9 protein-coding genes and 1 pseudogene are annotated in these 12182 nt (G+C 60.0%); 5 read left to right on the top strand and 5 right to left on the bottom strand.

All coding sequences use genetic code 11. The features are described 5' to 3' along the window. Nucleotides 1-111: 111 nt before the first annotated feature. The 3 genes from hemL to AC1DRJ_RS01315 are packed head-to-tail and all read right to left on the bottom strand — an operon-like array spanning nucleotide 112 to nucleotide 2879. On the bottom strand, nucleotides 112-1395 hold the full coding sequence (gene hemL, locus AC1DRJ_RS01305; RefSeq protein WP_477800448.1) for a glutamate-1-semialdehyde 2,1-aminomutase: 1284 nt from the start codon (nucleotides 1393-1395) through the stop codon (nucleotides 112-114). A 31-nt stretch (nucleotides 1396-1426) separates the two neighbouring features. Beyond that, the gene (thiE, locus tag AC1DRJ_RS01310) at nucleotides 1427-2050 is read right to left on the bottom strand and encodes a thiamine phosphate synthase (RefSeq protein WP_477800449.1); all 624 of its coding nucleotides are present in this window, start codon (nucleotides 2048-2050) and stop codon (nucleotides 1427-1429) included. A gap of 31 nt (nucleotides 2051-2081) precedes the next feature. Next, nucleotides 2082-2879, bottom strand: coding sequence for a hydroxymethylpyrimidine/phosphomethylpyrimidine kinase (locus AC1DRJ_RS01315; protein ID WP_477800450.1), 798 nt, complete (start codon nucleotides 2877-2879; stop codon nucleotides 2082-2084). Between the two features lie 431 nt (nucleotides 2880-3310). Here AC1DRJ_RS01315 and AC1DRJ_RS01320 point away from each other — a divergent pair. From AC1DRJ_RS01320 to AC1DRJ_RS01335, 4 genes and pseudogenes are all read left to right on the top strand, one after another. Next, nucleotides 3311-5674 (top strand): annotated as a pseudogene (locus AC1DRJ_RS01320) (hybrid sensor histidine kinase/response regulator). 95 nt (nucleotides 5675-5769) lie between these two features. Further along, on the top strand, nucleotides 5770-7419 hold the full coding sequence (locus tag AC1DRJ_RS01325; RefSeq protein ID WP_477800451.1) for an acyl-CoA dehydrogenase family protein: 1650 nt from the start codon (nucleotides 5770-5772) through the stop codon (nucleotides 7417-7419). 187 nt (nucleotides 7420-7606) lie between these two features. Next, a complete protein-coding gene (amn, locus tag AC1DRJ_RS01330; RefSeq protein ID WP_477800452.1) occupies nucleotides 7607-9106 on the top strand; it encodes an AMP nucleosidase in 1500 nt (499 codons plus the stop codon). 68 nt (nucleotides 9107-9174) lie between these two features. Further along, nucleotides 9175-9810 carry a pseudouridine synthase gene (locus tag AC1DRJ_RS01335; RefSeq protein ID WP_477800453.1) on the top strand — a complete coding sequence of 212 codons (636 nt, stop codon included), beginning with the start codon at nucleotides 9175-9177 and terminating at the stop codon, nucleotides 9808-9810. On the opposite strand, the gene AC1DRJ_RS01340 is transcribed toward AC1DRJ_RS01335, so the two are convergent. Further along, complete coding sequence (locus AC1DRJ_RS01340) at nucleotides 9805-10014, bottom strand: DUF2788 domain-containing protein (RefSeq protein WP_007946638.1); 210 nt, start codon at nucleotides 10012-10014, stop codon at nucleotides 9805-9807. The two genes, AC1DRJ_RS01335 and AC1DRJ_RS01340, sit on opposite strands and share 6 nt — an antisense overlap. Before the next feature lie 217 nt (nucleotides 10015-10231). Next, nucleotides 10232-10711 (bottom strand): Lrp/AsnC family transcriptional regulator, encoded by a 480-nt coding sequence (locus AC1DRJ_RS01345; protein WP_150744035.1) that lies wholly within the window; start codon nucleotides 10709-10711, stop codon nucleotides 10232-10234. Between the two features lie 435 nt (nucleotides 10712-11146). Here AC1DRJ_RS01345 and AC1DRJ_RS01350 point away from each other — a divergent pair, with 435 nt between their 5' ends. Continuing rightward, a complete protein-coding gene (locus AC1DRJ_RS01350; protein ID WP_477800454.1) occupies nucleotides 11147-12178 on the top strand; it encodes a DUF6515 family protein in 1032 nt (343 codons plus the stop codon). Nucleotides 12179-12182: the final 4 nt, after the last annotated feature.

Genomic DNA, 12182 nt, shown 5'->3' on the forward strand with positions numbered 1-12182 from the left:
CGGGGAATATATCGCCCAATTTGCGGGAGATTATTAGCAGTAGCGTAGGAAGAGCGGTGCGGATGTAGGTAAAAGCTGACGCTGGCAGTCGCCAACGCCAGCGGCCCAGCGTTATTTCAATCCGGCGAATGCGCGCTCGGCGGCATCCAGCGTCAGTTTCAACTCGGCGTCGCCATGGGCGATCGAGGTGAAGCCGGCTTCGAAAGCGCTCGGCGCCAAGTACACGCCGCCTTCGAGCATCAGGTGGAAGAAACGACCGAACAGGGCCGCGTCGCTGGCCATCACGTCATCGAAGGTCACGATGTCGTCAGCGCCACTGAAGTACAGGCCGAACATGCCGCCGGCCTGAGTGGTCACGAACGGAATACCCGCCGCATCGGCGCGCTGTTGCAGGCCGTCGAGCAGGCGGCTGGTGTAGTCGCTCAGCTCGGCATGGAAGCCTGGACGGCTGATCAGGCGCAAAGTGGTCAGGCCGGCGGCCATGGCCAGCGGGTTACCTGACAACGTACCGGCCTGGTACACCGGGCCCAGTGGCGCGATGTGCGACATGATTTCGCGTTTGCCGCCGAAGCAGCCGACCGGCATGCCGCCGCCGATGATCTTGCCAAACGTGCTCAGGTCCGGCGTCACGCCGAAGTGTGCTTGGGCACCGCCAAGGGCAACGCGGAAACCGGTCATCACTTCGTCGAAAATCAGTACCACGCCATGCTTGTCGCACAGGGTCCGCAGGCCTTCGAGGAAGCCCGGCGCTGGTGGTACGCAGTTCATGTTGCCGGCAACCGGCTCGACGATAATGCACGCCACGTCCTGGCCGACTTCGGCGAGCATGGTTTCGACCGCGTCGATGTCGTTGAACGGCAGGGTCAGGGTGTGTTTGGCGAAGTCCGCCGGCACGCCGGCCGAACTCGGTACGCCTTGGGTCAATGCACCGGAGCCGGCCTTGACCAGCAGGCTGTCGGAGTGACCGTGGTAGCAGCCTTCGAACTTGATGATGTTGTCGCGGCCGGTGAAACCACGGGCGAGGCGAATCGCGCTCATGGTCGCTTCAGTGCCGGAGCTGACCATTCGCACCATTTCCATCGACGGCACGATCGAGCAGACCAGGTCGGCCATCTCGGTTTCCATCGCGGTCGGGGCGCCGTAGGACAAGCCGTGTTCCAGCTGTTTACGCACCGCGTCCAGCACGTCCGGATGGCTGTGGCCGAGGATCATCGGGCCCCAGGAACCCACGTAATCGACATAACGCTTGTCGTCTTCGTCGGTAACGTAGGCGCCTTCAGCGTGTTTGAAAAACAGCGGCGTGCCACCCACGCTTTTGAACGCGCGAACAGGCGAGTTCACGCCCCCGGGGATGTGTTTCTGGGCATTGGCAAACAGGGTTTCGGAACGAGACATGGTCGGGCTCTCAAATCAGATTTTAAGCTACTTAAATAGAAAGCAGTTCGTTAAAGGCACGGGCGCGGCGTGTCACTTCAGCCGGGCTCTCGGCGCCAAACAGACCGTGGACGACTGCCAGCAGATCAACCCCATGGGCCACCAATGGCGCGGCGTTTTCCAGGGTGATGCCACCAATCGCGCAAATCGGCAGGTGCAGTGTGCGGCGGGCCTGGTCGAGCAGTTCGAGGCTGCAAGTGGGGGCGCCGGGTTTGGTATTGGAATTGAAGAAACGGCCGAAGGCCACATAACTGGCGCCTTCCTTCACGGCTTGTTCAGCGAGTTCGAGTTGCGCGTGGCAGGTTGAACCGATGATTGCTTTGGAGCCGAGCAGGGCGCGGGTCGGCGACAACGGACCATCGGTCTGGCCCAGGTGCACGCCGACGTTCAGGCGTGCGGCCAATTCGGCATCGTCATTGATGATCAGCTGGGTTTTATAGCGGTCGCACAGATCGCGCAAGGCTTCGGCCTCGCGCAGGCGTCGGGCCTCATCGCTGCTCTTGTCGCGGTACTGCAGCAAGGTGACGCCGCCTTCCAGCGCCGCCTCCACGTACTCAAGCAGTTTACCGGCGAGCAATTGACGGTCGGTAATAGCGTACAGGCCACGTAGTTTCATCGAACAAGCCTCACCGCATGACTAATAGAAGTTACGAACAGAAATCCAGCGGCAGGCGGCGCGGCACGAACTGGCCTTTGCCCAATTGCTCCGCATCACGCAGGGTTCGCCATGTGTAGTTAAGCGCGGTCTGCACGGCGCTGGCTAGGTTTTCACCTTGGGCCAGACGACCGGCCAAGGCGCTGGCCAGTGTGCAACCGGAACCGTGATAACTGCCGGGCAAGCGCTGGCAGGTGAAGGTGGCGCGGTGGCCGTCGCGGCTGTACAGGCGATTGTGGATTTCGTGCTCGTCGCCATGGCCGCCGGTGATCAGCAGGTGTTTGACGAATGGCAGGAGTTTTTCGGCGCACTCGTCGGCGGTGCCTTCGGGCAGTTCGGCGAGGATGCGCGCTTCAGGAAGGTTAGGGGTAGCAATGATGGACAGGGGTAGCAGCCGTTCGCGCATGGCGTAGCCGACCTCGTCCTTGCCCAGTCGTCCGCCACCGCCGGCACGCAGTACCGGGTCGCAGACCACTGGCAAATGCGGGTGCGCCGAGAGCAGTTCGACCACGGTGTCGACCATCTCCAGGGAACCGAGCATGCCCAGTTTGACTGCGGCGACTTCGGAGTCGTTGAGCACGGCATTGGCCTGGGCCAACACCCACTCACGGTCGAGGACGCGAAAGTCAGTGACGTTGACCGTGTCTTGCACGGTCAGGGCGGTGACGGTCGGGGCCGCATGACAACCCTGAGCAAGCAGGGCTTCGATATCTGCCTGCAAGCCGGCGCCACCACTGGGGTCGTGGCCGGAGAGACAGAGGACAACGGGGCGAGAGCTGTAGATATTCATGGTGCGCGAGCTTACCACCAAACATCATTTTTCGGATGCAGCGACGTCCATTCTGACCGATACAGTGTGGCGAGGGGCTTGCCCCCGTTGAGGTGCGAAGCGCCTCCATTGCCTTCTGTCTGGATCACCGCGCCGACAGGATCGCGACTACTTCACAGCCGAACGGGGCGGTGCGGCGGTCCGACAAGCCCCCTCACCACAAATGTTCGGCGTTATTACTCTCATGACCGGGCAAACAGCTCTATATCAATGCTTGCCGCTGTAACGCCCGTCCTAGAGCCCTTGCTTTAAATATTTCAATGGTGTTCAAAGGCCATCAACGGMTATGCTAGAGTGGATCCAAACCAATAACAGGTAATGCCGGTTTTACGTCTACTCAAAAGGAATGAGGGGCTTCCTGAGATAACCGGACAGGCCACGCTGGGGCTTAAATGCGCTATTTGCTGATGTTGCTGCTTTGCTTGCCCCTCATGGTGAGCGCTGTCGAATTCGACGAGTTCACTCAAAGCCTGCCCTTGGGTCGAAGCCTGCAGGTGTTCGAAGACGCGGGCGGTCAGGCGACCATCGCCGATGTCCGTGCGCAAGCCGCGGCCGGTAACTTTAAAACCCACGATAAAGCGACACTCAACGCCGGCTATTCGCGTTCGGTGTTCTGGCTGAAAATCGACCTGCACTATCGCCCGACCAACCCGCAGGCACAACGCACCTGGTTGCTTGAACTGGCCTATCCGCCCCTTGATCACATTGATCTGTACTTGCCCGATGCCACGGGCAGCTATCAATTGGTGCGGCAGACCGGCGATGCCTTGCCGTTTGCCACGCGCGAGATTCGCCAGAACAACTACCTGTTCGATTTGAATTTCACCCCTGACCAGGCACAAACGGTGTACCTGCGCCTGCAAAGTGAAGGCTCGATCCAGGCGCCGGTCACCTTATGGTCGAGCACCGCTTTCCTCGAAGAGCAGCCGGTGCGGCTTTATGTGTTGGGGCTGATCTATGGCGTGTTGTTGGGGATGTTGGTTTACAACCTGTTCATCTACCTCAGCGTGCGCGATACCAGCTACCTCTATTACATTTTCTACATCGCTTCATTCGGGTTGTATCAGTTGTCGGTCAACGGCGCGGCCGTGGAGTATTTCTGGCCGGATAACCCGTGGTGGGCCAACGCCGCCACACCGTTCTTCGTCGGTTGCGCCGGGCTGTTTGGCAGCCAGTTCGCCCGTAGCTTCTTGCAGACAAGGTCTTACGGGCGCTGGCTCGATCGCTTGCTGCTGGCATTGATTGCATTCAGCGCGGTGGTGATCGGCCTGTCATTGATGGCCAGTTACGCCTTGGCATTGCGCCTGGCCACTGCCTTGGCCTTGATCTTCACGGTGGTGATTTTCGCCGCCGGGTTGTGTGTCTGGTTGCGTGGCTTGCGTGTGGCGCGGTATTTCATCATTGCCTGGTCGGCATTTTTGCTCGGTGGCATCGTCAATACGCTGATGGTGCTGGGTTACCTGCCCAACGTGTTCCTGACCATGTATTCGAGCCAGATCGGCTCAGCGATCGAAGTCGCGTTGCTGTCGCTGGCCTTGGCCGATCGCATCAACGCCATGCGCGAACAGCAAGCACAAACGCTGTTTGATGCGGGTCAAAAACTCGAAGTGTTGAACCAGCAACTGGCTCACAGTAACCAGCTCAAAGACGAATTCCTCGCCACACTGACTCACGAATTGCGCACCCCCATGAACGGTGTGATCGGTTCGCTGGAGTTGATGCAAACCGTGGAGATGGACTCTGAGCTGGAGCAATACCAGCAAACCGCCGCCGGTTCCGCGCGGGACATGATGCGCATGGTCAATGGCATCCTGACCTTGACCGAATTGCAGGCCGGCAAGCTCAAGGCCTCCCCGGCAGCGTTCAGCTTGAGGGGTGTGGTCGACTCCTTGCGGGTACAGTTCGAGGGCAACGCATCAAGCAAGTCGCTGGACTTCAAAGTCGACGTAATCTCGGGGCTGCCGGATCGCTTGTACGGTGACAGCGCCAAACTGACGCAATGCCTGGAATGCCTGTTGGACAACGCGATCAAGTTCACCCGGGTCGGTGGGCTGGCGCTACGGGTGACGGGCAAGCCGGTGGAAAACGGTCGGTTGTCGTTGTCGTTTGCGGTTATCGATACGGGTATCGGCTTCACTGATCTGGGGGAGGCGACGCTGTATCAGCGTTTTTTCCAGCTCGACGGTTCAATGACTCGCGAATACGGCGGTTTGGGCGTGGGGCTGGCGATTTGTCGGCAACTGGTCGAGCTGCTCGGTGGGCGCCTTACGCACCGCTCCGAGCCGGGCAGTGGTAGCCGCTTCCAGCTTGATGTCGATTTTGAAGTGCCGGTTGTAGAGCGCCCGCCCGTACCGTTAATGAGCGGTGATCTTGCGCGTTTGCGCTTGCCGTAGGATTGCAGCGTGTTGCTGGTGGATGACAACAGCGTCAATCAGTTAGTGATGCGCGGCATGTTGCTCAAACTCGGGTTCCGGGTGCGTTCCGCCGACAATGGTCTGAACGCGCTCGATCAGTTGCAGCGCGAAACCTTTCATGCGGTGCTGGTCGATTGTCAGTTGCCGCCTCAAGACGGCATCTCCCTGTGCTGCCGGATCCGCGCCTTGCCGGGTTGCGCCGAATTGCCTGTGTTCGTGGTGGCACTGAGTGCTGATCGTGAGCGCTGCCCGACCGGCGACTTGATCGATTACCTGAGCAGACCGGTGAAATTCGAAGATTTGCAGGCGGCGCTCTATCGTCGGGTTTTGTATCCAGGCTAGGGCGAAAGCGCCGACAGTTCGGCGGATATGCCACTTTGTTCGGCCACGGGGCAGTGCTTAACTGACGCCCTAGGCTGACCCAAAGGAGCCCCGTCATGAACCTGCATCAGTTCGCCGAAACCCACGAAGTCACCAACCAGCCACCGTCGCTGGACGGCACCAACCTTTATCGCATCGACTTGCCGTTGCAAGAATGGTCGCGGCGGTTCGGGGCCGGTTGGGCCGAGTCGCGGATCGACGCGTATGGCGCACTGTCCGGCGGGCCGCTCATGGAGGCAGGGTTTCTGGCGAACCAGAACAAACCGGTATTCGTCAGTCATGACCGTTATGGCCATCGTATCGATCTGGTGGAGTTCCACCCGGCCTACCATCAATTGATGCGCAACGCAGTCGAGCATGGGCTGACTTCGTTGCCTTGGGCGCATCCGCAATCCGGTGCGCATGTGGCTCGCGCGTCCATGACCTATCTGCACAGCCAGGCTGAAGCCGGCAGCGGTTGCCCATTGACCATGACCTTTGCCAGCGTCCCGGCGATGCGCCTGCAACCGGACCTGGCCAAGCAGTGGCTGCCGAAAATCCTGTCTACCGAATACGACCCGCGCAACGTCGGCATGGCGCACAAGGCCGGTGTGACCATCGGCATGGCCATGACGGAGAAGCAGGGCGGCACCGATGTCCGGGCCAACACCACCAAGGCGTATCCGGTCGGCGCCGGCGGTCCGGGACAGGCTTACGAACTGGTCGGCCACAAGTGGTTCTGCTCGGCACCGATGTGCGATGCCTTCCTTACCCTGGCGCAGACTGACAAGGGATTGACCTGTTTCCTGCTGCCGCGCCATCGCCCCGACGACACGCGCAATCAGTTCTACATCCAGCGTCTGAAAAATAAACTCGGAAATTGCTCCAACGCCTCCAGCGAGGTGGAATTCCGTGGTGCGCTGGCGTGGATGGTCGGCGAGGAAGGGCGGGGTGTGCCGACCATCATTGAAATGGTCGCCATGACCCGATTCGATTGCATGGTCGGCTCCAGCGCATTGATGCGCCAGGCCCTGACCCAGGCCAGCCATCACTGCGCTCACCGTTCGGTCGGCGGCAAGCTGCTCAGCGAACAACCGTTGATGCAAAACGTGCTCGCCGATCTGGCGCTGGAAAGCGAAGCCGCCCTGGCCTTGAGCCTGCGCATGGGCAAGGCGCTGGATCATCTGGACGACAGCCAGGAAGCGAAATTCGCCCGACTGGTGACGGCAGTGGGCAAATACTGGATCTGCAAACGCGCCCCCGCCATGATCAACGAAGCCGCGGAATGCATGGGCGGCGCCGGCTACGTCGAAGAAAGCATCCTGCCGCGCCTTTACCGTGAGGCGCCGGTCAATTCGACCTGGGAAGGTTCCGGCAACGTGCAGTGCCTGGATGTGCTGCGGGCGCTTTCGAAAGAGCCAGGTGTGCTCGACGTGCTATTCAGCGAGTTGGGCGATGGCCATGGCGACAAACGCCTGGCCGCGCACATCAGCCAGTTGCAGGCGGCGTTCAAGGACACCAGCGATATTCAATACCGAGCGCGGCAGCTCACCGAAGACATCGCTTTGGGGCTTCAAGCCAAGCTGTTGCTGGAGGCGGGGAATGCGGCGGTCAGTGACGCGTTTATCGCCAGTCGCCTGGGTTCCGCCGGTCGGGTGTATGGCGCGTTGCCGCGTGGGCTGGATGTAGAGGCGATTGTGGCCCGGTCGACCCCGCAAGGTTTTTAACCACGGATTCATGAGCACCACCCAACCAATGTGTGTGCGGGCTTGCTCGCGAAGGCGGACTGTCAGTTAACATCAATGTTGAATGTGACACCGCATTCGCGAGCAAGCCCGCACACACATTGGTTCTGCGCTGGACTTGGCATTTGTGTAGCCGCCACTGTTCCCGTGAAGCGACGATGCAGGCAAGATGAAGGTCTGCAAGTCAGAACACAGGATGCTGATCGTGACCGAAGCTTTTATTGTCGTTCAAACCGCMGAGCAAGCCGTGGACCGGCTTGCGCTCTTGCACAATCGTGCAACCACTGCGCTGAATCAGGCGCTCAAGCGTTATCTCAAGGATCGAGTTGAGCCGGACGCTGAACAGCGTGCGATGTTTCGTTATCCCGAACTGCGTCTGACCTATCTCTGCCAGGGCGAAGTCCCGCAGACCACGCGCGCCTATGCCAAGGTCCAACTGCCGGGAACCTACAGCGTCACCGTCACCCATCCAGCGGCTTTTCGTAAATACCTTCTGGAACAGCTCGTGCCGTTGATGCACGACTTCACCGTGACCGTCGAAGTCGGCGTCAGTCAGCAAAACATTCCTTATCCGTACGTGGTCGAGCAGGGCGATGAACTGGCTGGCTCCGGCGTGACCGCTGCCGTGCTGGCGCGGGTGTTCCCGAGTACCGATTTGTCCGCCGCGACCGATGGCATTGCCGACGGTTTGTACGATTGGGAAAATACCGACCCGCTGCCACTGGCGCTGTTCGATGCGGCGCGGGTGGACTTCTCCCTGCGTCGACTGGTGCATTACACCGGCAGTGACTGGCGTCATGTGCAGCCGTGGATCCTGCTGACCAACTACCATCGCTACGTTGACCAGTTCATCGTCCATGGCCTGGAGCAATTGCGCAGCGACCCGCGTTTTGTGCGCATGGTCTTGCCCGGCAACGTGATCATCGAAAAGAGCATGGATCACGGCGAAGCGTCGGCGATTGCGGCGGGCGTGGTCTGGCACCGTTATCAAATGCCGGCTTATCACCTGATCGCCAGCGATGGCCACGGCGTGACGCTGGTGAACATCGGCGTCGGCCCGTCCAACGCCAAGAACATCACCGATCACTTGGCGGTGCTGCGTCCGCACTGCTGGCTGATGATCGGCCACTGCGGCGGCTTGCGTCAGTCGCAGACCATTGGCGACTACGTACTGGCGCACGCTTACATGCGCCGCGACGGGATTCTCGACCGGGTCGTGCCGCCGAACATTCCGATTCCGGCCTTGGCTGAAGTGCAGATGGCGTTGCAACAAGCGGCGGCCAACGTCACTGGCGAGAAAGGCGATGAGCTGAAGAAACGTCTGCGCACCGGCACCGTGCTGACCTACGACGACCGTAACTGGGAATTGCGTTGGGCGCAGGAGCGCCCATTGATCAACCTGTCTCGCGCGGTAGCGGTGGACATGGAAAGCGGCACCATTGCCGCCCAAGGCTATCGTTTGCGTGTGCCGTACGGCACGTTGCTGTGTGTCTCGGACAAGCCGTTGCACAGCGAAATCAAGCTGCCGGGTTCGGCCAACGCGTTCTATGAGCGTGCGGTCAGCCAGCACTTGAAGATCGGCATCGAGGCAGTGGACCTGTTGCGCACTGAACTCAATTCGCTGCACTCGCGCAAACTGCGCAGCTTCGACGAACCACCGTTCCGCTAACAGTCATGGTCATTTGGCGGTCAGGGCACTAGCATTAGCAGCCCTGACCGTTAGATGTTCCTTACCCCATGTCTCGTCCACAACGTCCCGCTTCTCGCCGTCCTGGCGCGAACAGTCCGTCTTCAGCCCCGCGCCGTGTCGCCAAAGCGCCGCCGGCCGAGCCGAAGCTGATTCTGTTCAACAAACCATTTGATGTGCTGACCCAATTCAGCGACGGCGAAGGGCGGGCGACGCTCAAGGATTACATCGACATCCCGGGGATTTACCCGGCGGGACGGCTGGACCGTGACAGCGAAGGCTTGCTGTTGCTGACCAACGACGGCCAGCTCCAGGCGCGGATTGCCGACCCGAAACACAAACTGGCCAAGACCTATTGGGTTCAAGTCGAAGGCGAGCCAAGTGCCGAGCAATTGCAGCGGTTGCGCGATGGTGTCGAACTGAACGACGGCATGACCTTGCCCGCCGAGGCGCGGCAGCTTGAAGAGCCCGAACTGTGGCCACGCAACCCGCCCGTGCGCTTTCGCAAAAGCGTGCCGACAAGCTGGCTGGAGCTGGTGATTCGCGAAGGGCGAAACCGTCAGGTGCGGCGCATGACGGCGGCGGTCGGCTTGCCGACATTGCGTCTGGTGCGGGTCAGAATCGGCGACTGGACGATCGAAGGGCTCGATCAGGGCCAGTGGAAAGAAGTGCCCGCGCGCTTATAACGTGCCGGATTCGATCAGTCCGATCACTACGCTCTTGATGATGAACGCGGCCACGCCCAGACCCAGGACAAAGAACAGAATGAGCGAGCCAAAGCGCCCGGCCTTGGACTTCTTCGCCAGATCCCAGACGATGAAACCCATGAAAATGATCAGGATGCTGACAAGGCCAGTCATCATCCACTCTTCAAATACTGCAGGATCCATCGTACTTCTCCAGCGCGGGCAGGGCTAAAAGGGCGCGGCGAGTATACGCCATGCTGGAATGGTGCAGCATGGACCTGCGTCGGTGTGCCGCAGGCATTTGTCGCCTGGGCCGGCCCCTTCGCGAGCAAGCCCGCTCCCCCACTGGATCTTCTGTGAATACAGAATTTGTGAACGCCCGAAATTAAATGTGGGAGCGGGCTTGCTCGCGAATGCGTCCTTAACTGCGCAGATGAGTTAAAGGCAGTTCAGTGCTATTGAGCACCTGGTTCAACACAAAACTCGACCGCACGCTGGTCACCCCGTCAATTCGCGTCAGATGCCCCAGTAGCAGTTTCTGATAGTGATCCATATCCGGCACCACCACCTTCAGCTGATAGTCGGCATCCATCCCCGTTACCAGGCTGCATTCCAGCACCTGCGGCAAGGTACGAATCGCCGCTTCGAAGTTCTCGAATCGTTCCGGTGTGTGCCGGTCCATGCCGATCAGCACGTAAGCCGTCAGGCTCAGACCGAGCATCTTGCGGTCTAGCAGAGCGACCTGGCGGGAGATGTAGCCATCGTCCTCCAGTTGCTTGACCCGGCGCGAGCATGGCGAAGGCGACAGGCCGATGCGTTCGGCAAGTTCCTGGTTGGAGATGCGCGCATCACGCTGCAATTCCGCCAAAATGCTCAAGTCGTATCGGTCGAGTTTGCTCATCAATCAGTCCTTTGTCGTAACTATTGCGGCAGATTATCTATCCAGGGTTAAAAATTGCGCAAGTGATGTTTATTTGAGCAATCTTCGCAATCCTCTGCCGGCGCCTCAGGCCTATTCTTATCACCAGAATCAYTGCTCGGACAAACAGTCCACAGCGGCTCGCCCAACCAGGCCAGTCGCGGCCGCTACCCCCACCGGGGATGTGCCGGCCCCCGAGCTGCACACTGTCCAGAAGACGGCGTGAGGTGAGCCGGCGTCAAAAGCGTCGAGCACGGACGAAGTTCTCAAAGGGAGGCCGACGGGTCTCCCTTTTCTTTTGCGTGCGATTTCTGTTCTGCCCTCAATAAATAAGTTTCGCGACTGATAACCTGTTGCAGAACCGGCCTGTGCTTTTCCAGTCTTACCTACAGGCCCTAACCCGCAGTGAGGAAAAGCATGAAGTCGCGCATCTGGCGTCTAGCCGGTGTTGGTGTGTTGTGCGCCAGTGTCACTGCGCAATCGCTGGCCGATGATCAGCAAAACCGTGGGCCCGATGGCGGCCAGCAAGGGTCGGACAGCCATCAGGGAAACGGCCAGGGCCATGGCGGTAATAATCAGCCGCCCCCGCAAAACAATGACGTCAATCGTGGCGACAATAACCGCCAATCCCAGCACTACGGCCAGCATCAGAACAATGGCCAGTGGCAGAGCCGTCCGCAGCCCGACTTCAACAATCCGGTTCGATCGCCTCCGCCCCCGCCACAACTGCCGGCCAATGACCTGCCGATTCAACCCCGTCCCGACACCGTGCGCCAGACCCAGCCGCCACAGCGTGGTTACTATCAGGACGTGCCGCGGCGCAATGACAACAATCAGCACTGGAACGGCTATATCGGCGTTCCATCCAGTGACAATCATTGGCAGGGTCGACCGAGTGGCCGCGCTAATGGCTGGGCCCCCGGCCCGCAATATCGCCCCGGACACGTGATCGACCGCTTTGCGGACCGCGAGTATCGCGTGCCTTACCATGGCATGGATTATTTCTACTCTGGCGGTTACTGGTATCGCCCGCTGGGCCCACGCTATGTGGTGGTTGAACCACCGCACGGGATTCGCGTCAGCTATTTGCCGGAGTACGCGGAGCAGGTGTTGATCGGCGGGACTGTACTGTTCCTGGCGGCAGGCTCGTATTACGCCTATGAGGAGAGCACGCGGGATTACGTCGTGGTCGAGCCACCAGCTGGCACCTTGCAACCGCAACAGCAGCCGCAAGTCGCCAGCAACGGATATGACGTGGAGGCGTATCCAGCCAACGGGCAGTCGGCAGAGCAGGTCAATCAGGATGGTTACGAGTGCTATCAATACGCGGTGCAGCAGAGTGGCTTTGACCCGCGAACCGCGACCTATCAACCGGACCCATCGGTGGTTCAAAACTATCGCCAGGCCCAAGGCAACTGCTTGAGCAGCCGTGGTTATCAGGTTCAGTAGCAGA

The organism is Pseudomonas sp. P5_B2 (assembly GCF_056400445.1).